This is a genomic window from Actinoplanes sp. CA-131856 (assembly GCF_050956135.1).
GTDB lineage: Bacteria > Actinomycetota > Actinomycetes > Mycobacteriales > Micromonosporaceae > Actinoplanes.
Genome location: NZ_CP191849.1, coordinates 9,601,414 through 9,627,760, shown reverse-complemented (window position 1 = coordinate 9,627,760; position 26,347 = coordinate 9,601,414). Strand labels below are relative to the sequence as shown.

26 protein-coding genes are annotated in these 26,347 nt (G+C 71.1%); 20 read left to right on the top strand and 6 right to left on the bottom strand.

Going from position 1 to position 26,347, the window contains the following annotated elements:
- Positions 1 to 46 precede the first annotated feature (46 nt).
- The 3 genes from thrB (at position 47) to ACQP2X_RS44125 (ending at position 4,695) form a co-directional block, all read left to right on the top strand.
- The gene (thrB, locus tag ACQP2X_RS44135; protein WP_498692086.1) at positions 47 to 958 is read left to right on the top strand and encodes a homoserine kinase; all 912 of its coding nucleotides are present in this window, start codon (positions 47 to 49) and stop codon (positions 956 to 958) included.
- 328 nt (positions 959 to 1,286) lie between these two features.
- Positions 1,287 to 3,404: a transcription termination factor Rho gene (rho, locus tag ACQP2X_RS44130; protein ID WP_498692085.1), complete on the top strand. Its 2,118-nt coding sequence runs from the start codon at positions 1,287 to 1,289 to the stop codon at positions 3,402 to 3,404.
- 124 nt (positions 3,405 to 3,528) lie between these two features.
- Positions 3,529 to 4,695: a nitric oxide synthase oxygenase gene (locus tag ACQP2X_RS44125; protein WP_498692083.1), complete on the top strand. Its 1,167-nt coding sequence runs from the start codon at positions 3,529 to 3,531 to the stop codon at positions 4,693 to 4,695.
- Here the strand turns inward: ACQP2X_RS44125 and ACQP2X_RS44120 are convergent.
- Positions 4,657 to 5,478: a helix-turn-helix transcriptional regulator gene (locus ACQP2X_RS44120; protein ID WP_498692081.1), complete on the bottom strand. Its 822-nt coding sequence runs from the start codon at positions 5,476 to 5,478 to the stop codon at positions 4,657 to 4,659. The genes ACQP2X_RS44125 and ACQP2X_RS44120 overlap by 39 nt on opposite strands.
- Before the next feature lie 101 nt (positions 5,479 to 5,579).
- Here ACQP2X_RS44120 and ACQP2X_RS44115 point away from each other — a divergent pair, with 101 nt between their 5' ends.
- Complete coding sequence (locus tag ACQP2X_RS44115; RefSeq protein ID WP_498692076.1) at positions 5,580 to 6,653, top strand: NAD(P)/FAD-dependent oxidoreductase; 1,074 nt, start codon at positions 5,580 to 5,582, stop codon at positions 6,651 to 6,653.
- Here ACQP2X_RS44115 and ACQP2X_RS44110 read toward each other — a convergent pair.
- Positions 6,650 to 7,267, bottom strand: a complete 618-nt coding sequence (locus tag ACQP2X_RS44110) for an RNA ligase family protein (RefSeq protein ID WP_498692075.1) — start codon at positions 7,265 to 7,267, stop codon at positions 6,650 to 6,652. The two genes, ACQP2X_RS44115 and ACQP2X_RS44110, sit on opposite strands and share 4 nt — an antisense overlap.
- Complete coding sequence (locus ACQP2X_RS44105; RefSeq protein ID WP_498692074.1) at positions 7,267 to 8,163, bottom strand: phosphatase domain-containing protein; 897 nt, start codon at positions 8,161 to 8,163, stop codon at positions 7,267 to 7,269. The genes ACQP2X_RS44110 and ACQP2X_RS44105 overlap by 1 nt, the downstream gene beginning before the upstream one ends.
- 236 nt (positions 8,164 to 8,399) lie before the next feature.
- Here ACQP2X_RS44105 and rpmE point away from each other — a divergent pair, with 236 nt between their 5' ends.
- Positions 8,400 to 8,621 carry a 50S ribosomal protein L31 gene (gene rpmE / locus ACQP2X_RS44100; RefSeq protein ID WP_097318153.1) on the top strand — a complete coding sequence of 74 codons (222 nt, stop codon included), beginning with the start codon at positions 8,400 to 8,402 and terminating at the stop codon, positions 8,619 to 8,621.
- A gap of 95 nt (positions 8,622 to 8,716) precedes the next feature.
- Positions 8,717 to 9,808, top strand: coding sequence for a peptide chain release factor 1 (gene prfA / locus ACQP2X_RS44095; RefSeq protein WP_498692073.1), 1,092 nt, complete (start codon positions 8,717 to 8,719; stop codon positions 9,806 to 9,808).
- A 29-nt stretch (positions 9,809 to 9,837) separates the two neighbouring features.
- Here prfA and ACQP2X_RS44090 read toward each other — a convergent pair whose 3' ends face one another.
- Together ACQP2X_RS44090 and ACQP2X_RS44085 are read right to left on the bottom strand one after the other, a co-directional pair.
- Positions 9,838 to 11,103 (bottom strand): outer membrane protein assembly factor BamB family protein, encoded by a 1,266-nt coding sequence (locus ACQP2X_RS44090; RefSeq protein ID WP_498692072.1) that lies wholly within the window; start codon positions 11,101 to 11,103, stop codon positions 9,838 to 9,840.
- 21 nt (positions 11,104 to 11,124) lie between these two features.
- A complete protein-coding gene (locus tag ACQP2X_RS44085; RefSeq protein WP_498692071.1) occupies positions 11,125 to 12,630 on the bottom strand; it encodes a GGDEF domain-containing protein in 1,506 nt (501 codons plus the stop codon).
- A gap of 141 nt (positions 12,631 to 12,771) precedes the next feature.
- On the opposite strand from ACQP2X_RS44085, the gene prmC reads away from it, so the two are divergent.
- The 4 genes from prmC to ACQP2X_RS44065 are packed head-to-tail and all read left to right on the top strand — an operon-like array spanning position 12,772 to position 15,820.
- Positions 12,772 to 13,587 (top strand): peptide chain release factor N(5)-glutamine methyltransferase, encoded by an 816-nt coding sequence (gene prmC / locus ACQP2X_RS44080; protein WP_498701235.1) that lies wholly within the window; start codon positions 12,772 to 12,774, stop codon positions 13,585 to 13,587.
- 37 nt (positions 13,588 to 13,624) lie between these two features.
- A complete protein-coding gene (locus ACQP2X_RS44075; RefSeq protein ID WP_498701233.1) occupies positions 13,625 to 14,269 on the top strand; it encodes an L-threonylcarbamoyladenylate synthase in 645 nt (214 codons plus the stop codon).
- A 1-nt stretch (position 14,270) separates the two neighbouring features.
- Positions 14,271 to 14,864 (top strand): arsenate reductase/protein-tyrosine-phosphatase family protein, encoded by a 594-nt coding sequence (locus ACQP2X_RS44070; protein WP_498692070.1) that lies wholly within the window; start codon positions 14,271 to 14,273, stop codon positions 14,862 to 14,864.
- Complete coding sequence (locus ACQP2X_RS44065) at positions 14,861 to 15,820, top strand: L-threonylcarbamoyladenylate synthase (RefSeq protein ID WP_498692069.1); 960 nt, start codon at positions 14,861 to 14,863, stop codon at positions 15,818 to 15,820. Before ACQP2X_RS44070 ends, ACQP2X_RS44065 begins: the two co-directional genes overlap by 4 nt.
- On the opposite strand, the gene ACQP2X_RS44060 is transcribed toward ACQP2X_RS44065, so the two are convergent.
- Positions 15,798 to 17,249, bottom strand: a complete 1,452-nt coding sequence (locus tag ACQP2X_RS44060; protein ID WP_498692068.1) for an SDR family oxidoreductase — start codon at positions 17,247 to 17,249, stop codon at positions 15,798 to 15,800. The genes ACQP2X_RS44065 and ACQP2X_RS44060 overlap by 23 nt on opposite strands.
- Positions 17,250 to 17,330: 81 nt before the next feature.
- Between ACQP2X_RS44060 and glyA the strand changes: the two genes are divergently transcribed.
- The 10 genes from glyA to atpD all read left to right on the top strand — a co-directional run bounded on the left by glyA (position 17,331) and on the right by atpD (position 26,215).
- On the top strand, positions 17,331 to 18,620 hold the full coding sequence (gene glyA, locus ACQP2X_RS44055; protein WP_498692067.1) for a serine hydroxymethyltransferase: 1,290 nt from the start codon (positions 17,331 to 17,333) through the stop codon (positions 18,618 to 18,620).
- Positions 18,617 to 19,117, top strand: coding sequence for a hypothetical protein (locus ACQP2X_RS44050; RefSeq protein ID WP_498692066.1), 501 nt, complete (start codon positions 18,617 to 18,619; stop codon positions 19,115 to 19,117). The genes glyA and ACQP2X_RS44050 overlap by 4 nt, the downstream gene beginning before the upstream one ends.
- A gap of 281 nt (positions 19,118 to 19,398) precedes the next feature.
- A complete protein-coding gene (locus ACQP2X_RS44045) occupies positions 19,399 to 19,560 on the top strand; it encodes an AtpZ/AtpI family protein (RefSeq protein WP_498692065.1) in 162 nt (53 codons plus the stop codon).
- A gap of 15 nt (positions 19,561 to 19,575) precedes the next feature.
- Positions 19,576 to 20,370, top strand: coding sequence for a F0F1 ATP synthase subunit A (atpB, locus tag ACQP2X_RS44040; RefSeq protein WP_498692064.1), 795 nt, complete (start codon positions 19,576 to 19,578; stop codon positions 20,368 to 20,370).
- Between the two features lie 85 nt (positions 20,371 to 20,455).
- Positions 20,456 to 20,692 carry an ATP synthase F0 subunit C gene (locus ACQP2X_RS44035; RefSeq protein ID WP_097318164.1) on the top strand — a complete coding sequence of 79 codons (237 nt, stop codon included), beginning with the start codon at positions 20,456 to 20,458 and terminating at the stop codon, positions 20,690 to 20,692.
- A gap of 29 nt (positions 20,693 to 20,721) precedes the next feature.
- Positions 20,722 to 21,282, top strand: coding sequence for a F0F1 ATP synthase subunit B (locus ACQP2X_RS44030; RefSeq protein ID WP_498692063.1), 561 nt, complete (start codon positions 20,722 to 20,724; stop codon positions 21,280 to 21,282).
- Positions 21,282 to 22,103, top strand: coding sequence for a F0F1 ATP synthase subunit delta (locus ACQP2X_RS44025; RefSeq protein WP_498692062.1), 822 nt, complete (start codon positions 21,282 to 21,284; stop codon positions 22,101 to 22,103). Before ACQP2X_RS44030 ends, ACQP2X_RS44025 begins: the two co-directional genes overlap by 1 nt.
- Positions 22,104 to 22,191: 88 nt before the next feature.
- Positions 22,192 to 23,841, top strand: a complete 1,650-nt coding sequence (gene atpA, locus ACQP2X_RS44020) for a F0F1 ATP synthase subunit alpha (protein ID WP_498692061.1) — start codon at positions 22,192 to 22,194, stop codon at positions 23,839 to 23,841.
- Between the two features lie 2 nt (positions 23,842 to 23,843).
- Positions 23,844 to 24,773, top strand: coding sequence for a F0F1 ATP synthase subunit gamma (locus ACQP2X_RS44015; protein ID WP_498692060.1), 930 nt, complete (start codon positions 23,844 to 23,846; stop codon positions 24,771 to 24,773).
- Positions 24,773 to 26,215 (top strand): F0F1 ATP synthase subunit beta, encoded by a 1,443-nt coding sequence (gene atpD, locus ACQP2X_RS44010; RefSeq protein WP_498692059.1) that lies wholly within the window; start codon positions 24,773 to 24,775, stop codon positions 26,213 to 26,215. Before ACQP2X_RS44015 ends, atpD begins: the two co-directional genes overlap by 1 nt.
- The last annotated feature ends 132 nt before the right edge of the window (positions 26,216 to 26,347 follow it).

The window sequence follows — 26,347 nt, the reverse complement described above, 5'->3', positions numbered from 1 at the left end:
GGTGGGTGCGACAAGAAGGTTGATCAGCGGCACCTAGCATGTGGCGATGGGCCTGACCTTCAGTACCGAGCCGGTCTCGGTCAGTACGCCGGCGACCAGCGCCAACCTGGGGCCGGGCTTCGACACTCTGGGGCTCGCGCTCACGCTCTACGACGAGCTGACCGCCCGGGTCACCGGCGCCGGCCACACGGTCGCCGTCGAGGGTGAGGGCGCCGGCGAGCTGCCGGGCGACGAGACGCACCTGGTGCTGCGGGCCATGCTCGCGACTTTCGACGAGCTGGGTGAGCGGCCGGCCGGGCTGGCCGTGGAGTGTGTGAACCGCATTCCGCAGGCGCGGGGCATGGGGTCGTCGTCGGCCGCGATCGTCGGTGGCGTGCAGCTCGCGCGCGGGCTGGTCGCGAACGGGACACACCTGATCGACGACGAGGCCGCGCTGCGGATCGCGGCCCGGCTCGAGGGCCATCCCGACAACGTCGCGCCGTGCCTGCTCGGCGGTTTCACCATCGCCTGGACCGAGGGGTCCGGGGCGCGGGCCGTGCGGTTGCCGGTGTCGGATCGCGTACACCCGACGGTCTTCGTGCCGAGGGAACGGGGTTATACCGCGTCGGCCCGGGCCGCGCTGCCCTCGGCCGTGCCACACGCGGACGCCGCGTTCAACGCCGGTCGTGCGGCGCTTCTCACTCACGCGCTGACCGCTGCCCCCGAGCTGCTGCACGCGGCCACCGAGGACCGGCTTCACCAGGGCTATCGGGCCGACGCCATGCCCGGGACCACCTCGCTCGTGGCGGCGCTGCGCTCGGTCGGCGTGGCCGCCGTGGTGAGTGGCGCGGGACCTTCCGTGCTGGCGTTGACCGAGGTCCCGGCCGATTTTCATCCGGGAACAGAGTGGCGCGCCGAGACGTTGGGCGTGGATGTCGCCGGTGCTCTTGTCAAAGGGAGTATGGTGGAACTCGCCTAGCGGGGCCCTGTTGCCGCAGGTCGCACGAGTTGACTACGCTCAAGACCAAGCACAGCCGCGAAGCGAGCGATTCTGCGGTTCGGCGCGCACCCCCGAGACTCTTATGGCCTTCTGGCCGTCTCACCTCCTCAAAGGCACACGCCGAGCAGCATCGAAAGGTCGCTGCACTCGCCGAGACCTACTCGCCAACCTCTGACGAGCAGGGACACCGTCGAGCTGCCGTGCTGCACAAACTCCCGCGCCGCTTGTGCGAGGCGGGTACCGCGACACCCGGCCACCAGGCTGCAGAAACCGGGAGTCTCGGGCTTTTTCCGACGGAAGGAATCCATTGAGCGACACCACCGACGTGACGTCGGGTGTTTCTGACGTCGCTGACGCCGGCGCCGGCACCACCGCGACCGCCACGAAGCGCCGCCGAGGCGGCACCGGGCTGTCCGCGATGCTGCTGCCCGAGTTGCAGAGCCTCGCCGCCTCCCTGGGCATTTCGGGCACCGCCCGCATGCGCAAGGGTGAGCTGATCACCGCCATCACCGAGAAGCAGAGCGGCGGATCCGCCGCGGCCGAGAGCGCGCCGCGTCCGCGGAGCGAGGCCAAGGCCGCCAAGGCCGAGGCCCCTGTGGCTCCCGTCGCCGAGGCGCAGCCCGCGGCCGAGGCGCCGCAGACCGCTGCCGCGCAGCCGGAGGCGGCGCCGGCCGCCGAGGGTGGCAGCCGTCGCGAGCGGGCCCGCCGTGAGCGCGCCCCGCGTGAGACGGCCCAGCGTGACACTCAGCGTGAGACCGCCCCGCGGGAGACCGCACCGGCCGTCGCCGCCGAGTCGGCTCCGGCCACGGTCGTGGCCACGGCTTCGGTTCCGGCGGTGGCCGCCGCCGAGACGGAGACCGTGGAGCGCGCCGACCGGCCCGAGCGTGGCGAGCGCAACCGCGACCGCCAGCGCAACCGGGACGACCGCGGTGGTCGCGACGACCGCGGCAACCGGGACGATCGGGGCAACCGGGACGACCGCGGCGAGCGCAACCAGCGGGACGACCGTGGCCCGCGGGACGACCGTGGCCCGCGGGACGACCGTGGCCCGCGGGACGACCGTGGCCCGCGGGACGACCGTGGCCAGCGGGACGACCGGGGCGACCGGGGTCAGCGCGACGACCGCAACCAGCGCGACGACCAGGGTCACGACGACGACGACAACGACGGTGGCCGTCGTAGCCGTCGCAGCCGTTTCCGTGACCGCCGCCGCGGCCGGGGCGACCGCGACAACGAGGGCGGTCAGCGCGACGGCGGCCGCGAGCCGCACGTGGGCGAGGACGACGTCCTCGTGCCCGTCGCCGGCATCCTCGACGTGCTCGACAACTACGCGTTCGTGCGGACGACCGGCTATCTGTCCGGCCCCAACGACGTCTACGTGTCGATGTCGCAGGTCAAGAAGCACGGCCTGCGCCGCGGCGACGCGGTCACCGGCGCCGTGCGGGCCACGCCCCGCGAGAGCGGCCAGGGCGACCAGCGCCGCGACAAGTACAACCCGCTGGTCCGGCTCGACACCATCAACGGGATGGAGCCCGAGGAGGCCCGGCGGCGTCCGGAGTTCTACAAGCTCACCCCGCTCTACCCGCAGGAGCGGCTGCGTCTCGAGACCGAGCCGCACATCCTGACCACCCGGGTCATCGACCTCGTCATGCCGATCGGCAAGGGCCAGCGGGCGCTCATCGTCTCGCCGCCCAAGGCCGGTAAGACGATGGTGTTGCAGGCGATCGCGAACGCGATCACCCACAACAACCCCGAGTGCCACCTGATGGTCGTGCTGGTCGACGAGCGGCCCGAAGAGGTCACCGACATGCAGCGCTCGGTCAAGGGCGAGGTCGTCGCGGCCACGTTCGACCGGCCGCCGCAGGACCACACCACGGTCGCCGAGCTGGCCATCGAGCGGGCCAAGCGCCTGGTCGAGCTGGGCCACGACGTGGTCGTGCTGCTCGACTCGGTGACGCGTCTGGGCCGGTCGTACAACCTGGCCGCGCCGGCTTCCGGCCGCATCATGTCGGGTGGTATCGATTCGACGGCGCTCTATCCGCCGAAGCGGTTCCTGGGCGCGGCGCGCAACATCGAGAACGGCGGCTCGCTGACCATTCTCGCCACCGCGCTGGTCGAGACCGGCTCGATGATGGACACGGTCATCTTCGAGGAGTTCAAGGGCACGGGTAACGCCGAGCTCAAGCTCGACCGGAAGATCGCCGACAAGCGGGTCTTCCCGGCCATCGACATCGACCCGTCCGGCACGCGTAAGGAAGAGATCCTGCTCGGCAAGGAAGAGCTGGCGATCATCCACAAGCTCCGGAAGGTGCTGCACTCGCTCGACTCGGGTGCGGCGCTCGACCTGCTCCTCGACCGGCTCAAGCAGACGAGGACCAACGTCGAGTTCCTGATGCAGATCGCCAAGTCCACGCCTGGCGAGTAATAGCGCAAAACGGGACGCAGCCTCTCCTAACGGAGGGGCTGCGTCCTTTTTGTCGCACACGCAGTGCGGTTCCACCCGACCGGGGTCGTGCGAATCTCCCTGAAGCTCTAGTGGGAGGCGCCGTATGAACGTGCCCGGCTACCGGGATACACCGTCCGAGACGTGGGATCCGGCGGCGCCCGCCGACCCCGGTGAGGCCGAGGACTTCCTCCGGCAGTGCTACACGGAGAACCCCCGGCTCGGCCCGGTCGAGCCCCGGCTGGCCATCGTCCGCGCGCAGATCGCGGCTACCGGCACGTACGTGCACACCACCGACGAGCTCGCCCACGGGGCGAAGATGGCCTGGCGCAACGCGAGCCGCTGCATCGGCCGCCTGTACTGGCGGAGCCTGATGGTGCTCGACCGCCGCCGGGCCCGTACCGCCGACGAGATCTTCTCGCTGCTCGTGCATCATCTGCGCACCGCCGGCGAGGGGACGATCCGCCCGGTGATCAGCATTTTCGCGGCGGCCCAGCCGGGACGTCCGTACGCCCGGGTCTGGAATGAGCAGTTGATCCGGTACGCCGGATACGGTGACACCGGCGGCTGCCCGGTCGGCGACTCGCGGATGGCCGGTTTCACCGACGCGATGCGCGGCTTCGGCTGGCGGGGCAAGGGTGAGCAGTTCGACGTTCTCCCGCTGGCCATCGAGACCCCACACGAGGGGGTACGCCTCTACGAGCTCCCCGAGCGGGCCATCCGCGAGGTCCCGCTGACCCATCCCGAGTTCACCTGGTTCGCCGAGCTCGGCCTGCGCTGGCACGCGGTGCCGGCCATCTCCAACATGCGGCTCACCATCGGCGGCGTGCACTATCCGCTGGCGCCGTTCAACGGCTGGTACATGGGCACCGAGATCGGCGCCCGCAACCTGGCCGACACCGACCGCTACGACATGCTCCCGGTGGTCGCGCGGCGCATGGGCCTTGACACCAGCCGGGCCTCGACGCTGTGGAAGGACCGCGCCCTGGTCGAGCTGAACCGGGCCGTGCTGCACTCGTTCGAGCGGGCCGGCGTGCGGATGAGCGACCACCACACCGAGTCGGAGCGGTTCCTCAAGCACATCGAGAACGAGCAGCGGGCGGGCCGCCGGGTGCCGGCGGACTGGACCTGGATCGTGCCGCCGATGTCGAGCGGGGTCACCCCGGTCTTCCACCGCTACTACGACGAGGCCGACCTGAAGCCGAACTTCTACCTGGACGAGGAGGCGGCTCGGCTAGCCCGCAACGAGCCGCAAGGGGGTGATGGCGCGTAGCGCCTCGGCCGTGGCCTCGTCGGCCGGCAGCTGGACCACCAGCCGGAGCCCGTGGTCGCCGGGCAGCGTCATGGTCTCGTAGGACAGCCGCAGCATCCCGGCCTGAGGATGGGCCAGGCGCAGCAGGCCGTGCGGCCGCGGCAGCCCCGGCACCCGCTCGGCCCGCTCGGTGAACTCGGCACCGGCCACCACGGTCAGCTCGTCCGCGAAGTCCGGGCGGGGCGGGCCGGCCTTCAGCACGGCCACCTGCTCGTCGGCCATGTGGGCCCAGTCCGGATAGGCCTCCCGGGCGCGCGGGTCGGCGAACAGATAGCGGGTCAGGTTCGGCATGTCGCCGTCGAGCAGGCCGACGGGACCGGCCAGGAGCCGGAAGCCGGACGTGTACGCCACCAGGTCGCCGACCTGGTTGATCAGCATGGCGGCGGCCGGTTCGAGCCGGTCGAGCACCGCCCGCAGGCCGGGGCGGACGGTCCGCATCGGGTCCTGGGCCAGCGCGCCGCAGATCACGCTGGACGACTTGGTCAGCTTGTAGAGGTGCTCGCGCTCGGCCGCGGTCAGCCGCAGCGGGCCGGCCAGCGCGGCCAGCACCTGCGGGGACGGGTGCTTGTCACGGCCCTGCTCGAGGCGGATCAGATATTCCACGCTGACCCCGGCCAGCATGGCCACCTCGGCCCGGCGCAGACCGGGCGTGCGCCGCCGGGTGCCGGGTGGCAGCCCGACCTCGGCCGGTGTCACCTCGGCCCGCCGCGCCCGCAGGAAGGTGCCCAGCTCGTTGTCGCCCACCCTTCGACGGTAACAACGCCGCGGCCGGTGAAGGTGTCCCCGCCGCTACCACCCTGAGCGCGGTCTCCCTGGCCGCCGCCGGCCGCAGAACAGTTCTCGGCATGACAGAGAAAGTGGTTGTGGTGGGCGGCGGTTACGGCGGCATCGTGGTGGCCCGGGCGCTGGACGACGTCGCCGACGTGACGGTGGTCGAGCCGAGGGAGATGTTCTTCCACCACGTCGCCCAGCTGCGGGCGGCGGCCGATCCGGCCTGGGCCGAGAAGATCTTCTTTCCGTACGACGGTCTGCTGTCCCGGGGCCGGGTGATGCGCGACACAGCGGCCGAGGTCCGGCCGGGCGTGGTCGAGCTGGCCTCGGGCGCCCGCCTGGACGCCGACTACATCGTGCTGGCCACCGGTTCGACCGGCCCGTTCCCGACCCGGATCACCATGACCGGCCGGGACGCGGTGGCGGCGCGGCTGCGCGAGCTGCACGAGTCGCTGGACCGGGCGTCCGGGATTCTTCTGCTCGGCGCCGGGGCGATCGGCGTGGAGTTCGCCGGCGAGATCGCCGCGGCCTGGCCGGGCAAGCCGGTGACCCTCGTCGAACCGTCGGCCGAGATGTTCGGCGGCCGGTTCCCGGACCAGATGCGCGCGGATGTGGCGCGACAGCTGGACGAGCTCGGCGTACGAGTGCTGCTCGACACCAAATTGGACACCGCGCCGGACACGCCGGCGGGCGAGGTCCGGCCCTTCACGGTGACCACCGGCGACGGCGAGGTGATCGCCGCCGACCTGTGGTTCGCCTGCTACGGGGGCACGGTGCCGAGCGACTATCTGGGCGCCGAGCTGGCCGCGGCCCGGGGACCCGGCGGCCGGCTCGCGGTCACCGAGCACCTGCGCGTGGCCGGGCACGATCGGGTCTTCGCCGTCGGCGACCTCAACGACACCCCCGAGATCAAGACCGGCCGGGCCGCCTCCCGCCAGGCCGAGGTGGCCGCCGAGAACATCCGCGCCCTGATCGAGGGTGGGCCGCTCACCGCGTACGAGCCGTTCCCGGACGGCATCATCGTCACCATCGGCCCGTCCGGCGGCGCCGGTCACGCCCCGGAGTTCGGTTTCTTCGACGCCGAGGCGGCGGTCGGCTTCAAGGGCACGTTCCTGCTGGACCACTACAGGGGTCTGCTGGGGTCTTAGGCGAACTCGTTCACCGCGAAGTCGTCACGGTGGCGCCACGAGTCGGGCGTGCGGACGTGGCCGGAGCGCACCCATTTGAGCAGCCGGTGGTCGAACTCGGCGGCCGGGATGCGCCCGGCCGACCGCACCACGTAGCCCTCGGAGCGCTCCTCGTCGCGCTGGGCGGCCCAGGCCGCCCGGGCCTCGGTGAGGCTGCCGCCGCGGTAGAGCACCGGTACCACCGGCAGCTCCAGCCGGTGGGCCCAGTCGACGGTGTCGTCCCAGCCGAGCAGGGTGTCCGTCTCGTCCCAGATGCCGAAGACGATGAAGACGCCGGGCAGGTCGTGGTACGCGATGCTGCGCCGGGCCCACATCGACTCGCCGCACACCCGCCAGTCGTCGGGGATCCGGTAGGCGGTCATCGCCCACAGCGCTTTCGCCGGCCGGTCCCACGGCTGGGTGCCCGAGTCGGGGGACCGGCCGTACATCGCGTCGCGGGTGAAGGTGAGGTTGCCGCCGTCGAGCTTCTCGGTCACCACGAGCTCACCGTCCAGCCAGGACAGATCGTGCTGCACCTTGTCGTCGTGGGTGGCGCCGGGGGAGTCGGGCAGGTGGAAGGTGCGGGGGTACTTCACTAGAAGTCTCCTTCCGCCACCTGGAACACGGTCAGGCCGAGCTCGCGCCACATCCGTACCACCTGTTTGCGGTCGTCGAAGACGCCGACGATCCGCCAGCGGTCGCGGATCTCCTCCTCGAAGATCTCCTGCTTGACCACCCAGTCCTTGCGGCTGTCGCCCCAGGGCCGCATGAATAGTGCTTCGTACGGCACGTCGACGTAAAGACCCAGCCAGGCCTCGGTCTCGGCGCGGCAGACCTCGTCGCGCCCCGAGCAGAAGACGATCGCGTTGCCGGCCGCGTGCATCGCCCGCACCGCCGTGATCACCGACTGGTGGGGGAGATCGGAGCCGACCTCGTCCCAGTCGTACGGCCCGCGGCCGTTCATCAGGGCGACGGTGCCGTCGATGTCGACCAGCAGGGCCGGCGGCAGCTCCGGATCGGGCTCGTAGACGGCGGCGAGACCGCCGGGAGCGACATAGGGCACCGGAAGCGGCAGCGACCGGTTGGCCAGATAGCGGTCGAACATGGCGCGGATGGCGTTCTCGCCCACACGTTCATCGGGGTCGCGGGAGGCGTCACGCCGGAGGCATTCCTTCAGCGGCACGTCGGTGAAGTCGTGCACCTCGAAGGTCGCGCCGTAGCGCGCGGCCAGCTCGGCCCACTCGCGCACCTTGCTCGGCCGCAGGTTGGTGTCGTCGACGATCACGCTGGTGCGCCGGCGCAGCAGCGACTCGACGGTGGCCCGCTGGGCGTCGGTGACCTGCGCCTCGGCCCACTGGGTGTAGAGCCGGGTGCCGTGCAGCATGCGGCGCAGGTCGTCGCGGTTGACCCGCACCACGCCGGGCTGGAGCTTGCGCGCGAACGTGGTCTTGCCGGACGCCGGCAGTCCCCGGGTGATCAGCAGTCTGGTCATGCCACCAGCGACATTACCGGACCGGAAATGGACATTATTCGCATTGGGTGCGTGGAATACCCGTGATAATCAGCGCGTTGGAGCCCATCGGACCGGCGATTTCTCGGTACGACTCGAGACATGGCAGACTGGTCCATCGGCCACGGTTCCGGTTCACGCCCGAGCCCACCGTCTTGTAGGGGCGGCGCGGTGCTGACAGCGACCCGGCGACCATCAATTGAGAGGGACCGAGAAAAATGAAGAGCGGCATCCACCCGGAGTACACGACCACCGAGGTCATCTGCTCCTGCGGCAGCACCTTCTCCACCCGCAGCACCGCCAAGGGCGACATCCGTGTCGAGACCTGCAGCGCCTGCCACCCGTTCTACACCGGCAAGCAGCGCGTGCTCGACACCGCGGGCCGCGTGGCCAAGTTCCAGGCCAAGTACGCGAAGGTCAACGCCGCGAAGAAGAAGTAACCGCGTCGACGGCGCCCGCACCCGGCTTCCCGGGAGCGGGCGCCGTTCGCATGTGATCCGAGTTTTCGTGGCGTGGCTTCCCTGGGGAGAGACCTGTGAGCACCGACCGGCTGAGTGCCCTTCTCGACGAATACACGCAGCTCGAGAAGCAGATGGAGGACCCCTCCATCCACGCTGACCAGGCTCTCGTACGCCGGGTGGGCCGCCGCTTCGCGGAGCTGGCGCCGATCTACGCGGCGAACGCCGAGCTCGAGGCGGCCCGGGCCGACCTGGCCGCGGCCAAGGAGCTCGCGGCCGAGGACCCGTCGTTCGCCTCCGAGGTCGAGGCGGTCGCGGCCACCCTGCCGCCGCTGGAGGAGAAGCTCGGCGAGATGCTGATCCCGCGCGACCCCAACGACGCCAAGGACGTGATCGTCGAGATCAAGGCGGGCGAGGGCGGCCAGGAGTCGGCGCTGTTCGCGGGTGACCTGCTGCGCATGTACACGCGCTACGCCGAGCGGCACGGCTGGGTGGTCGAGGTGATCGACTCGCAGGAGTCGGACCTCGGCGGGGTCAAGGACATCTCGGTCGCGGTCAAGACCAAGGGCGTGCCCGCGGGCGGTCACGGCGTCTGGTCCCGGCTCAAGTGGGAGGGCGGCGTGCACCGGGTGCAGCGCGTGCCGGTCACCGAGTCGCAGGGCCGCATCCACACCTCGGCCGCCGGCGTGCTGGTGCTGCCCGAGGCCGAGGACGTCGAGATCCAGATCGAGCCGAACGACCTGCGCATCGACGTCTTCCGCTCGTCCGGCCCGGGCGGCCAGTCGGTGAACACCACCGACTCCGCCGTGCGCATCACCCACCTGCCCACGGGCACCGTGGTGAGCTGCCAGAACGAGAAGAGCCAGCTCCAGAACAAGGAGTCGGCCATGCGCATCCTGCGGTCCCGGCTGCTGGCCATCGCCCAGGAGGAGGCCGACGCGGCCGCCTCCGACTCCCGCAAGGCGCAGGTCCGCACGGTCGACCGGTCCGAGCGCGTCCGGACGTACAACTTCCCGCAGAACCGCATCACCGACCACCGGATCGGCTACACCGCGTACAACCTCGACCTGGCCCTCAACGGCGAGCTCGACGGGGTGCTGGACGCCCTGGCCGCGGCCGACCGCGAGGCCCGGCTGGCCGGCGAGACGAGCTTCACGGCGCCTCGCTGACCTTCCTCACGGCACCTCGCTGACCTTCTTCACGGCACCTCGCTGACCTCGAAGAGGTCGCCCCGGGCGCAGGTCAGGAAGCGCGCCGCCGACTGGCAGTGATAGCCGGGCATCCGGTCGATCGTGCCGAGCAGCACGCGCCGCCCGGTGTCCAGCTCCCAGCGGGTCACCGCCGTGCGCCCCGGCGGGCTGACCGTCGAGCGCAGGAGCAGCACGCTGCCCGCCGGCTCGGGGCTCCAGACCGGGCTGCCGCGCGCGGGCGGCCCGACCGGCGTCCCCGTGGCCGCGTCGATCAGCACCGGCTCGCCCTCCTCGCGGCCGTCGTCGAGCACCATCCGGCTGTCGCCGACGGTGAGGGCGTTCGTCACGCCGGGCAGGCGCCACCGGACCTGTCCGGTCGCCGGGTCGTGGGCGACCAGGCCGCCGGCGCCGCTGAGGCACAGCGACGGGCCGCACGAGAAGGCGTACCCGTCGGTGTCGGCGGCGTGCCAGAGCTCCCGCAGCGTGTCCAGGCGGTAGACCGACAGGTCGAAGACGCCGGCCCGGGACCGGTTGACCACCAGGCGCCCGTCGAAGGCGACGAGGTCGTTGAAGTAGCCCTCCTCGGGCCGCGGATCGACCAGCGGGATCCGGCCGGTCGCGGTGAGCGCGCCCGTCGCGTACGCGTGGACCCGCACCTCGCCGGCGGCGGTGGCCGTGACCACGCTCTCCGGCCGCCCGCCGGTCGTGGCCACGATCTGGTTGCGCACTCCCGGGGTGTCGCGCTGCCAGAGGACGTGGTTGTCGGCGAGGCGGATCAGCCGCGTCCGCCGGAGGCCGCCCTCGGCCGTGTACTCGGCCATCAGGGCGGTGTCGTCGCCGATCGTGTGCGGCTCGCCGTCCGCCCGCCACACCTCGTCGCCGGTCGCGGCGGACAGGGCGATCGTGCGATATCCGGCCCGGCCGGCCTCGGCCGGCGCGAGCAGCAGGCCCGCCCCCTGGGCGGCCTGCACATATCCCACCGGGCCGGGCAGCGGACGCTGCCACCGGAGGTGGCCGGTGGCCAGGTCGTACGCGCTGATCGAGGAGGCTCGGTGCAGGAAGACGGTCTGCGGGGTCAGGGCCATGCCCTGGCTGCCGGCGGCGGACACGCTCCACAGCGGACGGACGCCACGCGGGCCGGGCACCGCCGAGCCGGCGAGGACGAGCAGTCCGAGGACGGCCACCGCGGCGCCGGCGACGCGCCGGTCGCGACCGAGCGGGCGGCGGTCCTCCGGGCGCCCGCCGGAGATCTCACCGAGCTCGATCGTGGCCATCCGCGGGCCGCTACATCGTCGTCATCGGGTGGGCGTCCTGTTCGCCGCGGCGGCCGCCAGAGCCGCGCTGAGGGTACGCCCGTTGGTGCCCACCTCGGACCATCCGGCGGCCAGCCCGACCGGGGTGCCGGGCACCAAGATCTGCCAGTTCTCGGCGTTGGTGGCGGCCGCCAGCCGGCGCGACACCTCGGCCGCCTGCGCTGTGCCGGCGCCCGGCAGCACCACCACGAACTCGTCGCCGGCGAACCGGGCCACGAAGTCGCCGCGGCGCATCACCCTGTTCAGGACGCCGGCGATGCGCTGGAGTACGAGATCGCCGCAGTGGCGGCCGTGCCGCGCGTTCACCGCGGTGAACCCGATCAGGTCGCAGACGCCGACCGCGGCCCGCTCGCCCCGGGCCAGCAGCGCCGCCACGTAGCGCTCGAGCTGGCGGCGGTTGGGCAGGCCGGTCAGCGGATCGGTGAGCGTCTCGTCGCCGAAGCGGCCCGGGTCGCGCTGGGTCTCCTGGGCGTCGAGGCGAGCCGCGACGCCGTCGAGATATCCGTCGCGGAACCGGTCGATGCGCTGCGCGGTCAGGCGGAACGCGTAGCGGTCGGCGGCGTGCGCGGCGGCGTGGTCGCCCGCGGCCGCGTGGCAGATGCTGCGCAGCCGGGCCGGCTCGGCCGCGCCCAGCACCTCGGGCGCCACCGGCACCGCGTCCAGCATGGACAGGGCCAGCCCGGGCCGCCCGCCGGCGATGGCCAGGCACACGTTGCCCAGGTGGCGCAGGTCGCGGGTGCGGACGCTGTCGCCTCCGCCGGTCAGCCACTCGGACGCGTCGGCCTCGATCTGTTCGCCGAGCGCGGCCCGGCGGGCCAGCGCGTAGCCGTAGGCGGCCCGGCTCCCGGGGCGCAGCCGGCCGGCGCCGGCCGCCGCGTAACGGGTCAGCTCGGCGTCGATGTCGCGCAGCACCCGCAGGCAGCCGTCGGTGTCGCCCTGGTGGTCGAGGGAGACCGCGTTGCGCAGCCGGATGCCGGGCGCCGCGAAGATCTCGGCCGCCATGCCGGCCGCGGCGCCGACCTGCCGGGCCTGCTCGATCGCGGTCAGCGCGTGGCCGTGGAAGCCGAGGTAGGAATACGCCATGGCCAGATCGTGCCAGCCCCAGGCGGTCTCGGAGTCGTTGTCGCGCACCGCGGCCAGCGACCGGGACGCCTGCACGAGGTGGGTCACGCCCCGGTCGAGGTTGCGCTCGAGATGGGCGCCGAGAGCGGCGAAGGCGTGCATCTGGCCGCGCAGATAGGGATCGGGGAGCTCACGGACCGCGTTGTCGGCGGCCGACATCGCGGTCGCCAGCTCGGCCACCCGGCCCAGGTTGATCAGCGCGCCGAAGCGCTGCACCAGAGCGTAGGCCCGGGTCGTGGGATCGGTGGCCGTGGCGAGGACGCCGTCGAGGATCGGGAGCGCCTCGGCCGACCGGCCGTCCTGTTGCAGGGCGCCGGCCCGGTGCAGCTCGTCGACGTTCTCCGCGAGCTGGTCCAACCAACTCACCAGGCGCCTCCCACCCGCGACACGCGAACAGATCGCCGACCCGGCCGGTCGGCGCCGCACGTGACGTTCGATGATTATGCCGTGGACCCGGACTCCGAAGACAGCTCCCGATCCCCGGCGCGCACGCGGCTGAGCGAGGCGATCGCAGCGGCGGTGGCCGATCTCTCGGCGGCCGGCGTGGAGTCGCCGCGGGTCGACGCCGAGCTGCTCGCCGCGCACGTGCTGGAGATCCCGCGAGGCCGTCTGCTGCTGGTGGACGGCATCCGGGCCGACGAGCGGCGCCGGCTCGGGGCGCTGGTGGCCGAGCGGGCCCGGCGCGTCCCGCTGCAACATCTGCTCGGCACGGCGGCGTTCCGGCACGTGGAACTTTCCGTCGGCGACGGCGTTTTCGTCCCACGACCCGAGACGGAGCTTCTCGCGGGCTGGGGTGTGGAGCGGACCGCGCCCGGCGCGACGGTGGTCGATCTGTGCAGCGGCACCGGCGCCATCGCGATCTCGGTGGCCGACGAGAGCCGGGCCGGGCGGGTGATCGCCGTGGAGCGCTCGCCGGTCGCGCTGGGCTATCTGCGGCGCAACGCCGCCGCGTTCCCGGTCGTCGAGGTCGTCGAGGGCGACGTCACGGACCCCTCGCTGCTGTACGGCCTGCGCGGGGCCGTCGATGTGCTGCTCTGCAACCCGCCGTACGTCCCGGAGGGCACCCCGGTGCCGCCGGAGGTGGCCGACCACGACCCGGCCGAGGCGGTCTTCGGCGGCGCCGACGGGCTCACCGTCATCCGCGAGGTCGTGCTCCGCGCGGCCGAACTGCTGAGACCCGGTGGTGTGGTGGGCATCGAGCACGACGACGTGCACGGCTCGGCCGTTCCGGAGCTGCTGCGCGCCGACGGCCGCTTCACCGATGTCCAGGCGCACGCCGATCTCGCCGGTCGTCCCCGGTACGCCACGGCACGGCGCACCTGATCGATGCGCCGCGGCGCATGGCAGACTGCACGGTGTGATGCTCTACGACTGCCGTACCACCGCGGACCGGGATCGCGGCATCGCCGCCGCCGTCGAGGCGGTCAAGAGCGGTGAGCTGGTGGTGATGCCGACCGACACGGTCTACGGTGTCGGCGCCGACGCCTTCACCCCGCACGCGATCACCGCGCTGCACCAGGCGCGCAGTGTCACCAGCCAGGTCCCGCCGCCGGTGCTGGTCGGCTCGCGGCACACGCTCGACGGCCTGGTCTACTCGCTGCCCAAGGCGGCCCGGGAGCTGGCCGACGCGTTCTGGCCGGGCGCGCTCACCCTCTACGTCGAGCATTCGCCGAGCCTCCAGTGGGACCTGGGCGACACCGGCGGGCAGGTCGCGGTGCGCATGCCGCTGCACCCGGTCGCGCTCGAGGTGCTGCGCGAGGTCGGCCCGATGGCCGTCACCACGGCCAACAAGCAGGGCCGGCTGGCCCCGAACACCGCCGACGAGGCCCGCGACCAGTTGGAGTACGCGGTGCGGGTCTACCTCGAGGCGGGCCCCGCGCTCGACCCGGCGCCCAGCACCATCGTCGACGTGACCGGCGACGTCCCGCGGGTGCTGCGCAACGGCGCCGTCTCGTTCGAGAAGCTGCGCGATGTCGTGCCGGAGATCGTGGCGGCGGAGGGCTGACGTGGAGCCGTTCACCGTCCTGCACATCTGCATGGGGAACATCTGCCGGTCGCCGATGGCCGAGCGCCTGCTTGCCCGCGCCGTCAAGGACCGCGCCGGCGAGGACGGCGAGAAGCTGGTCCGCAGCCTGAGCGCGGGCACCGGCGGCTGGCACGAGGGCGAGGAGATGAACCCGCCCGCCGCCCGCCAGGTGCGGGCCCGGGGCGGCGCGGCCGAGGGCTTCGCGGCCCGCAAGCTGCGCGGCGACTTCATCGACGAGGCCGACCTGATCCTCACGGCCACCGCCGACCAGCTCGACTACGTGGTGGCGCTGCGCCCCGAGGCGGCCGCGCGCACCTTCGTGACCGGCGAGTTCGGCCGGCTGCTGCCCGGTGTCGACGCGTCGCGGCTGCCGGCGGGCGGCGGCAGCCCCGAGGGCGTGCACGCCCGCGGCGTGGCCATCGTCGAGGAGGTGGCCCGGCTGCGCGGCGACGACGCGCCGCGCGAGGGCGACGACCTCGACGACCCGTGGGGCCGTGGGGACGGCACCTTCCAGCGCGTCGGCAACGAGATCGAGGACACCACGGTCCCGTTCGCCGTTCTGCTCCTGCCGTGACCGGCGCCGTCGTCCGCCCCGACGCCGAGGGTTTGCGCCGGGCCGTCGAGGTGCTGCGGGCCGAGTCGGTGGTGGCGTTCCCGACCGAGACCGTCTACGGGCTGGGCGCCAACGCGTTCTCGGCCAAGGCGATCGGGGAGATCTACCGGCTGAAGAACCGCCCGTCCTGGAACCCGCTGATCGTGCACGTGGCCAATGTCGAGGCGGCCCGCGCCCTCACCTCGTCCTGGCCCACCCTGGCCAACGAGCTGGCCGCGCAGTTCTGGCCCGGTCCGCTCACCCTCGTGCTGCCGCGCGCCCCGCATCTGGCCGGTGTCGGGGCCGGCGACGACACCATCGCGATCCGGGTTCCGGCCCACGAGGTGGCGCTGAGCCTGCTCGAGGCGTCGGGGCTGCCACTGGCCGCGCCGAGCGCCAACCGGTCGGAGTCGATCTCGCCGACCACCGCCGCCCACGTGGTGCGCAGCCTGCCCGAGGTGCCGCTCGTGCTCGACGGCGGCCCGAGCTCGTGGGGCATCGAGTCGACGGTCCTGAGCCTCGTGGGTCAGGAGCCCGCGCTTCTGCGCCCGGGCGCGCTCCCGCTGCGTACTCTCCGGGAAGTGACCGGGACCATCCGCCTGCCCGACGCCGGACCGGCGGACGGCGCCGCCCGTCCGTCACCCGGCATGAGCCGGCGGCACTACGCTCCCCGGGCGCGGCTGATCCTGGCCAAGGACGTGCGCGACGTCGACCGCTCCGAGCTGGCCGGCCCGGTCGGCGTGCTCACGTACGAGACCGCGGACGTGCCGGGAGCCGAGATGCTCTCGGGCGACCCGGCCGAGTACGCGGCCGACCTCTACGCGGCGCTGCACCGGCTCGACGACGCCCAGGTGGCGACGATCCTGGTCCAGGAGCCGCCGCAGACCGAGGACTGGCTCGCCGTCCGCGACCGCCTCAGCCGGGCGGCGGCGAAGTAGCGCCCTTGGCGATGTTGCGGGCCATGCCGCTGAAGATCACGCCGTGGAAGGGCAGGACCGAGGCCCAGTAGGCGTGACCGGCCAGCCCGCGCGGCAGAAAGACGGCCCGCTGGCGATAGACGCTGCGGCCCTCGCCGTCGCTGGACGCGCACATCTCGAGCCAGGCGCGGCCGGGCACGCGCATCTCCGCCCGGAGACGCAGCAGCTTGCCGGGGACGATCTCCTCGACCCGCCACCAGTCCAGGGCCTCACCGACCCGCAGGTGGTGGCGGTCGCGGCGGCCCCGGCGCAGGCCGACGCCGCCGGCCAGCCGGTCGAGCCATCCGCGGACCGACCAGGCCAGCGGGAACGAGTACCAGCCGTTCTCGCCGCCGACGCCCTCGATGACCCGCCACAGGGCGTCCACCGGAGCGTCGACCGGGCGGGTCCGCTCGTCGACGTACACGCTGCCGCCCGACCATTCCGGATCGGACGGCAGTGGCTCCGCCTCGGCGTCCCGGCCCGCCGCGTCGGCCCAGCGCGTTTCCACGTTGGCGTCGCGGATCTTGCCGAGGGCGTAGCGGACCGCCTCGTCAAAACCGATCGGTTTCTCGGGGTCGAACCGCGCGATGTCGTTCTCGTGCGCGACGGCCTCGTGAATCAGGCTGGCCACCAGGGGCCGGGCGATCGCGTTGGGTACCGGGGTGACCAGTCCGACCCAGTGGGCCGACAGCCACGGGCTGAGCGGCTTCAGCGGCACGACGACGCGGCGGCGCAGACCCGCGACCTTCGCGTAGCGCTGCATCATCTCGGCGTACGTGAGGACGTCCGGCCCGCCGATGTCGAACGCCCGATTCACCGACGACGGCATGGTGGCCGACACGACGAGGTAGCGCAGCACGTCACGCACCGCGATCGGCTGGATGCGATTGCGTACCCAGCGTGGTGTCACCATGACGGGCAGGCGCTCGGTCAGATAGCGCAGCATCTCGAACGAGGCCGAGCCCGACCCGATGATCACCGGGGCCCGCAGGACCGTGGTCGGCACCCCGCCGGCGAGCAGGATCCGGGCCACCTCGGACCGCGAGCGCAGGTGCGCGGAGGCCGGTCCCTCGGGCTCGGGGCCGCCGAGATAGACGATCCGGGACACCCCGGCCGCGCGGGCCGCCGCCGCGAAATTCCCGGCCGCCCGCCGGTCGCGTTTCTCGAAATCGCGGCGGCCGAGGGAATGCATGAGGAAATAAGCGACCTCGATGCCCTCGAAGGCCTTTGTGAGCGATTCCGGATCCTCCAGATCACCCTGGACGACCTCGGCCCGCCCGGCCCACGGAACGTCACGCAGACGGCCCGGCCCGCGGGTCAGGCACCGCACCTCGTGGCCGGCGTCGAGCAGTCGCGGGGCCAGCCGCCCGCCGATATATCCGGTCGCACCCGTCACCAAGCAGCGCATAACTGAAGACTGTGCCCGCCGAAGGGGCCGGATAAGCCATATGCTCGATTTCGGCAGCGTTGCCTACCCGGGGAGGGGCGCGTGGACAAGTTCTGGGGGCCGGACTTCGCCGCGCTCGAAAGTGCCGATCCGGAGGTCGCCGGTGTCCTTCTCGGCGAGCTGGCGCGCCAGCGGGGTGGGCTCCAGCTGATCGCGAGCGAGAACTTCACGTCGCCCGAGGTGCTGACCGCGCTCGGCTCGACGCTGTCCAACAAATACGCCGAGGGCTACCCCGGCCGCCGCTACTACGGTGGGTGCGCCGAGGTCGATCGCGCTGAGGAGCTGGCCGTCCAGCGCGCGTGCGATCTGTTCGGGGCCGACCACGCCAACGTCCAGCCCCACTCGGGCACCTCGGCCAACCTGGCCGCGTACGCCGCGCTGGCCGAGCCCGGCGATACCGTGCTCGCGATGGAGCTGCCGCACGGTGGTCACCTCACCCACGGCAGCCGCGTCAACTTCTCCGGCAAGTGGTTCCACCCGGTCGGATACCGGGTCACGCCCAACACCGAGGAGATCGACTACGACGAGGTGCGCGACCTGGCGCGGGCACACCACCCCAAGCTGATCATCTGCGGCGCCACCTCGTACACCCGGGCCATCGACTTCGCCACCTTCCGCGAGATCGCCGACGAGGTCGGCGCCTATCTACTGGTCGACGCCGCGCACTTCATCGGACTGGTGGCCGGCCGCGCGACGCCCTCGCCCGTCCCGTACGCCGACGTCGTCACCTGCACCACCCACAAGGTCCTCCGCGGCCCCCGCGGCGGCATGATCCTCTGCCGCTCCGAGCTGGCCGAGCGGGTCGACCGGGCCGTCTTCCCGTTCAGCCAGGGCAGCCCGATGATGCACGCCATCGCGGCCAAGGCGGTGGCGCTGCGGCTGGCCTCGCTTCCGGACTTCCAGGGGTACGCCCGTCAGGTCGTCAAGAACGCCCAGGCGCTGGCGGCCGGGCTCGCCGCCGAGGGGATGCGCCCGGTCTCCGGCGGCACCGACACCCATCTCGCGCTGGCCGACCTCACCGACCTCGGAGTGACCGGCCGTGACGCCGAGGCCCGCTGCGACCAGGCCCGCATCAGTCTGAACAAGAACGCCATCCCGTACGATCCGCAGCGTCCGGCGATCGCGTCGGGCATCCGGGTCGGATCGCCGAGCGTGACGACCCAGGGCATGCGGGAGGGTGAGATGCGGCAGATCGCCGGGCTGATCGGCGTCGCGGTGCGCAGCGATCCGGCCACGGGCGCGGGCGCGGCGCGGCTGGCCGGCGCGGCGGCCGAGGTGGCCGAGCTCGTGGCCCGCTTCCCCGCCTACGCTCGGCAGGAGGTGATGGCGTGAAGCGCTCCAAGGAAATCGAGGTCGAGCCGTACGACCCCGCGCTCGATCCGACTCTCAAGGAGAGGGACGAGGAGGACGACCGCCCGCTGCCCGACCTGCCGCCGTTGCCCGCCGATCCGCGCTGGCGAGTGGCCCACCTGCCGTTCCTGACGACCGTCGCGTTCGCGCTGCTGCTGTTCGCGGCCTCGGCCGGCTTCCTGCTCGACGGCGCCCCGGCCGGCCTGGGCGCCGCAATTGGCGTGCTGATAGTGACGATCAGCTATACGATGTCGACATTGGTGATCGCCTGGGCCGACACGGTGCGGCCGGCGCTGCTGATGCCGCTCGCGCTGCTGACCTACGTGCTGAAGTACTCGGTCCTCGGCGTCGTCCTCGCCTACGGGGTCACGAGCGACTGGCAGGGCAAGGACGCGCTCGGCTGGGGCATCGTCGCCGGCGTGGTGGTGTGGACCGCCGTGCAGGCGTGGTGGATTCACCGCGTCAGTCGCTCAAAGTGATCATCTAGCGGCCGTTTGCGCTCGTCAGCGTCCCTTTCGTGGTTTGTTGACCTCGAAACGGTGACGTGAACGGCCGTGGCGTGTCAGGTTATGGCGAAGGGGGAGTACCGTGTCCTTCCAGTTGCGCGACCCCTGACGCCTGGACAACTGCGGTTGTGCGGGGGGCCGCGCTTAGCCTTGTCTTTCCTGCTGATATCGTTCGGGCCGTCATGACCGGTCAAGAACCTCCCAGGAATCCCCAGGACGACGACGGTCCGCCTCCGCCCGACACGGGTATGGGAATGACTGCCGTCGCCTACCTCATCGCGGGGATGTTGGTTTGGGGAGGGATCGGTTTGCTGGTCGACCACTGGGTCGGGACCAAGGGCATTTTCGCCGGCATCGGCGCGGTCGTTGGTATCGGCGGCGGTGTCTACCTCATCGTGCGCCGTCTCGGCGCCTGACAGGAAAGGGCTACGGTGACCGGTCAGTCGACAGTCCTCGCGGCGGACGTTCCGTTCCCGCCGAGCGTCGAGGATTTCTACCTGCCCAGCATCGTGCCGTGGGGCGGGCACGACAGCTACTGGTTTACCAAGATCACGGCGCTGCTCTGGATCTCGGTAGCGCTGATCATCATTTTCTTCCTGGTCACGTACCGGAAGCCCAAGCTGGTTCCGACCAAGAAGCAGTGGATCGCCGAGAGCATCTACGGCTTCGTGCGGAACAACATCGCGGTCGACATGCTCGGCAAGCGGGGCATCAACTTCGCGCCGTACCTGACGACGCTGTTCGTCTTCATCCTGATCATGAACTTCTGGGCCATCGTGCCCTTCGCGCAGATCTCGCCGAACTCGCACATCGCCTTCCCGGCCGTGCTCGCGGTGATCAGCTACGTGATGTTCATCTACATCGGCATGAAGCACCACGGCGGACTCAAGTACTTCAAGCACGCTCTGATCCCGCCGGCGCCGTGGTTCATCCTGCCGCTGCTGATCCCGATCGAGTTCTTCTCGACCTTCATCGTCCGGCCGTTCTCGCTCGCCGTCCGTCTTTTCGCCAACATGTTCGCCGGCCACATGCTGCTGCTGGTGTTCACGCTGGGCGGCTTCGCGATGCTGAACGCCAACGTGTGGTTCGCGCCGTTCTCGGTCGTGTCGTGGGTGATGACCATCGCCCTGACCTTCCTGGAGTTCCTGGTCATCTGCCTCCAGGCCTACGTCTTCACCGTGCTGACCGCGAGCTACGTCCAGGGCGCGCTCGCCGACGAGCACTGAGCAGTTTTTGAAAGACCCGCAGTACCAGTAACACCCCGTTGTCGTCCCGCGTGACATTCACGCGAGATACCAGGAGGAAATTGCAATGGTTGACGTTCTTGCCGCCGTCGGTGGTAGCACCGCCGCCATCGGTTACGGCCTTGCCGCCATCGGCCCCGGCATCGGTGTCGGTCTGGTCTTCTCCGCGTACATCCAGTCCACCGCCCGTCAGCCCGAGTCGTCGCGCCTGACCCTGCCCTACGTCTGGATCGGCTTCGCGGTTATCGAGGCGCTCGCCCTCCTGGGCATCGCCTTCGGCTTCATCTGGGCCGGCGAGTTCTAAGCCCCCCTTCCCGCGCTGCGGAGGTCTGAATGATCACCACGTATTACCAGCTAGCGGCTGAAGCGGCTGAGACCGAGCACAACCCGATCATCCCGCTCTGGCAGGAGGTCGTGCTCGGCATCATCGCGTTCGGCATCCTCTGCTTCGTGCTGATGAAGTTCGTCTTCCCGATGATGGAGAAGACCTTCGCGGCGCGGGTGGACGCGATCGAGGGCGGCATCAAGCGGGCCGAGACCGCGCAGGCCGAGGCCAACCAGCTGCTCGAGCAGTACAAGGCGCAGCTGGCCGAGGCCCGCACCGAGGCCGCGCGCATCCGCGACGAGGCCCGGGCCGACGCCGAGGGCATCCGTCAGGACGTGCTGGCCAAGGCTCGCGAGGAGTCGGACCGCATCATCGCGGCCGGCAACGAGCAGCTCGCCGCCCAGCGCGAGAGCATCGTTCGTGAGCTGCGCTCCGAGGTGGGCACGCTCGCCGTCGACCTGGCCGGCAAGATCGTGGGCGAGGCTCTCGCCGACGAGGCGCGCAGCCGCGGCACGGTCGAGCGGTTCATCGACGAGCTCGGCGCGGGCTCGGCGGGCGGGCGGCGCTGATGGCGTCGACCGTCAGCCAGCAGGCGCTCGCCGATGCCGCTGACAAGCTCAACGGCAGCACCGGCACGGCCACGGCCGCGCAGGTCACCACCGTCGCCGACGAGATCCTGTCGGTGGCCGGCATCCTGCGGGCCCAGCCGGCCCTGCGCCGGGCGCTGACCGACCCGTCGCGCTCCGGCGCCGACCGCGGCGAGCTGCTGCGCTCGCTGCTGTCGGGCAAGGTCTCGCAGGTGACCGTCGACGTTCTGGCCGCTCTGGTGTCGGGCCGGTTCTCCCGGCCGGCCGAGCTGCTCGACGTCACGGAGCGCCTCGGCGCCGACGCCGTGCTGTCCGGCGCCCAGAAAGCCGGCAACCTGGCCGAGGTCGAGGACGAGCTGTTCCGCTTCGGGCAGATCGTCTCGGGCAACCCCGAGCTCGCCATCACGCTCAGTGACCCCGGCGCTCCCACCGAGCGGCGGGTTAAGCTGGTGGAGGACTTGCTGAAGGGCAAGGCCCAGCCGGCCACGGTACGGCTCATCGAGGTGGCGCTTGAGGGCTTCGGGGGCCGCAGCTTCGAGGGATCGCTGACCCGGCTGGTCGAGCTGACCGCCGCCAAGCGCGATCGCGAGGTCGCGTACGTGACGGTCGCCAAGCCGCTCACCGACGCCGACGAGCAGGCGCTGGCTGCCAAGTTGTCCGACATCTACGGCCGACAGGTCTCGCTGAAGGTCGACGTCGATCCTTCGATCATCGGCGGCGTCAGCGTCAAGGTCGGCTCCGACCTCTACGACGGCACGATCCTGCGTCGGCTCAACGCCGCCAAGCAGGCGTTCTCCAAGTAATTTTCCCTCGGCCCCCGCGCTTCGCGCGCGGGGCTGAGCAGGCCCCTCGGTGGCGGCGACGTCCCGAGCTAGACAGAGAAGGCAGAGGATGGCCGAGCTGACCATCTCCTCGGACGAGATCCGGGGGGCGCTAGAGCGCTACGTCTCGTCCTACACGCCCGAGGTCTCCCGCGAGGAGGTCGGCATCGTCTCCGATGCGGGCGACGGCATCGCGCACGTCGAGGGCCTGCCCTCGACGATGGCGAACGAACTGCTCGAGTTCGAGGACGGCACGCTGGGTGTCGCGCAGAACCTCGACGTCCGCGAGATCGGCGTCGTGGTCCTGGGCGACTTCGCCGGCATCGAGGAGGGGCAGCAGGTCAAGCGGACCGGCCGCGTCCTCTCGGTTCCGGTCGGCGACGCCTTCCTCGGTCGCGTGGTCGACCCGCTGGGCCGGCCGATCGACGACCGCGGCGAGATCGCCAGCGAGGGCGAGCGCGAGCTCGAGCTCCAGGCGCCCAACGTCATGGCCCGTCAGCCCGTGAAGCAGCCGCTGCAGACCGGCATCAAGGCGATCGACGCCATGACGCCGATCGGCCGCGGCCAGCGCCAGCTGATCATCGGCGACCGCAAGACCGGCAAGACCACGGTCGCGATCGACACGATCATCAACCAGCGCGCGAACTGGGAGTCCGGCGACCCGGACAAGCAGGTCCGCTGCATCTACGTCGCGATCGGCCAGAAGGCCACCACCATCGCGTCGATCCGGGGCACCCTCGAGGAGCAGGGCGCGCTGGAGTACACGACGATCGTCGCGGCCCCGGCCTCCGACCCGGCCGGCTTCAAGTACATCGCGCCGTACACCGGCTCGGCCATCGGCCAGCACTGGATGTACAACGGCAAGCACGTCCTGATCGTCTTCGACGACCTGACCAAGCAGGCCGAGGCCTACCGCGCCGTGTCGCTGCTGCTGCGCCGCCCGCCGGGCCGCGAGGCGTACCCGGGCGACGTCTTCTACCTGCACTCCCGTCTGCTCGAGCGCTGCGCCAAGCTCTCCAACGAGCTGGGTGGCGGCTCGATGACCGGTCTGCCGATCATCGAGACCAAGGCCAACGACATCTCGGCCTACATCCCGACGAACGTCATCTCGATCACCGACGGCCAGATCTTCCTCGAGACCGACCTGTTCGCCTCGGGTGTCCGCCCGGCGATCAACGTCGGCACCTCGGTGTCCCGCGTCGGTGGCTCGGCGCAGGTCAAGGCGATGCGCTCGGTCTCCGGCCGTCTCCGCCTCGACCTGGCCCAGTTCCGTGAGCTGGAGGCCTTCTCGGCCTTCGCCTCCGACCTGGACCGCGCGTCGCGGGCCCAGCTCGAAAAGGGCGTACGCCTGGTCGAGCTGCTCAAGCAGCCGCAGTACTCGCCGTACTCGGTGGTCGACGAGGTCATCGTGATCTGGGCCGGCACCACCGGCCAGCTCGACGACATCGACGTGGCCGACGTGCGCCGCTTCGAGCAGGACTTCCTCGGCTGGATCAAGCGGCACCGCAGCGACACCTACACCGCGATCGACTCGACCGGCCTGCTGTCGGACGACGACGTGGAGAACCTGAAGAGCGGCGTGACCGAGTTCAAGGAGCTCTTCAAGCGCGGCGAGACCGGTTCCTCGGTGAACGAGAACCCAGCCGAGCCGCTGGAAGAGGGCCGCCAGACGCGCGAGACGGTGACCCGCGAGGTTCCCCGTCCGGCCGAAGGCCAGTAGTCATGGCCGGTCAGGTACAGGCCCTCCGGCGGCGCATCCGCACCGTCCGGTCGACCAAGAAGATCGCGAAGGCGCAGGAGCTGGTGGCCACCAGCCGCATCGCCAAGGCCCAGGAGCGGGTTGCCGCCTCCAAGCCGTACGCGGAGGCGATCACCCAGGTCCTGACCGCCCTGGCGTCCAACGCGACGATCGACAACCCCCTGCTGGTCCCGCGCGAGCGGGTCCGGCGGGCGGGTGTCCTGCTCATCACCAGCGACCGCGGCCTGGCCGGCGCCTACAACGCCAACGCCATCCGCACCGCCGAGCAGCTGATCGAGCGGCTGAAGGCGGACGGCAAGGACCCGGTGCTGTACGTCGTCGGCCGCAAGGGCGTCGGCTACTACCGGTTCCGCAACCGGCCGATCGAGACCAGCTGGACGGGCTTCTCCGAGCGGCCGTCGTTCTCCGACGCCAAGGCGATCGGTGACGCCCTGCTGGAGGCGTTCGTCGCCGGCGCGGACGACACCGACGCCACCTACGGCCCGGACGGCATCCAGGGCGTCGACGAGCTGCACATCGTCAGCACGCAGTTCAAGTCGCTGATGACGCAGAGCGCCGAGGCGCACTTCCTGGCCCCGATGCAGGTCGAGGAGCGCGAGGTCGAGCCCGGGCTGCGCCCGGCCTACGAGTTCGAGCCGGACGCCGACGAGCTGCTCGACGCGCTGCTGCCGAAGTACCTCAACACGCGGATCTACGCGGCGTTGCTGTCCTCGGCGGCGAGCGAGTCGGCCTCGCGCCGTCGGGCGATGAAGAGCGCGTCGGACAACGCGGACGACCTGCTCAAGCGGTACACGCGCGAGATGAACTCCGCGCGGCAGGCCGCGATCACCCAGGAAATCAGTGAGATCGTCGGCGGCGTCGAGGCGCTGTCCTCGGCAGGAAGTGATATGTGATGACTGCTGTAGCTGAGCCCACCAAGGCGGAGACCGGTGTCGGCCGCGTCGTCCGGGTCATCGGCCCGGTCGTCGACGCCGAGTTCCCCCGTGACGCCATGCCCGACATCTTCAACGCGCTGCACGTGCAGGTGACCCTCTCCGAGGGCACCAAGACGCTGACGCTCGAGGTCGCCCAGCACCTGGGTGACAACATCGTCCGCGCCATCTCGATGCAGCCGACCGACGGCCTGATCCGGGGCGCCGAGGTCAAGGACACCGGCGCGCCGATCTCGGTGCCGGTCGGTGACGTGACCAAGGGCCACGTGTTCAACGCCCTGGGCGAGGTGCTGAACGCCGACCCGTCAACCCTGGACATCCAGGAGCGCTGGTCGATCCACCGCAAGCCGCCGGCGTTCGCCGACCTCGAGCCCAAGACCGAGATGCTGGAGACCGGCATCAAGGTGCTCGACCTGCTCGCGCCGTACGTGCGCGGTGGCAAGATCGGCCTGTTCGGCGGTGCCGGCGTGGGCAAGACGGTGCTCATCCAGGAGATGATCATCCGTGTCGCCCGGAACTTCGGTGGTACGTCGGTGTTCGCCGGCGTGGGTGAGCGCACCCGCGAGGGCAACGACCTCATCCTGGAGATGGAGGAGGGTGGCGTTCTCGACAAGACCGCCCTCGTCTTCGGCCAGATGGACGAGCCGCCGGGCACCCGCCTGCGGGTCGCGCTGTCCGCGCTGACCATGGCCGAGTACTTCCGGGACGTCCAGAACCAGGAGGTGCTGCTCTTCATCGACAACATCTTCCGGTTCACCCAGGCCGGTTCCGAGGTGTCGACGCTGCTCGGCCGTATGCCGTCCGCCGTGGGTTACCAGCCCACGCTGGCCGACGAGATGGGCGAGCTCCAGGAGCGGATCACGTCGGTCCGCGGCAAGGCGATCACCTCGCTGCAGGCGATCTACGTGCCCGCCGACGACTACACCGACCCGGCGCCGGCCACCACGTTCGCCCACCTGGACGCGACCACGAACCTCGAGCGGTCGATCTCCGACAAGGGCATCTACCCGGCCGTGGACCCGCTGGCCTCCAGCTCGCGGATCCTGGCGCCCGAGTTCGTCGGCGCCGAGCACTACGCGGTCGCCCGCGAGGTGCAGCGCATCCTGCAGAAGTACAAGGACCTGCAGGACATCATCGCCATTCTCGGTATGGACGAGCTCTCCGAGGAGGACAAGGTCACGGTGCAGCGTGCTCGCCGCATCGAGCGTTTCCTCTCGCAGAACACGTACGCGGCCGAGCAGTTCACCGGCGTCCCCGGCTCGACGGTCCCGCTCAAGGAGACCATCGAGGCGTTCAAGAAGATCAGCGAGGGTGAGTACGACAACTACCCCGAGCAGGCCTTCTTCATGTGCGGTGGCCTCGAGGACCTCGAGAAGAACGCGCACGAGCTGATGAAGGGCTGAGCTGCCTTAAGCGACAGCGGAGCCGCGCCGACCTTATGGGGGCGCGGCTTCGCCGTATCCGGTGTGTAATTTGTCTGATTTGAGGCTTCTGCGAGTCTCAGATCCAGTGGCTCTTTCTGGGTACTCTTGTCG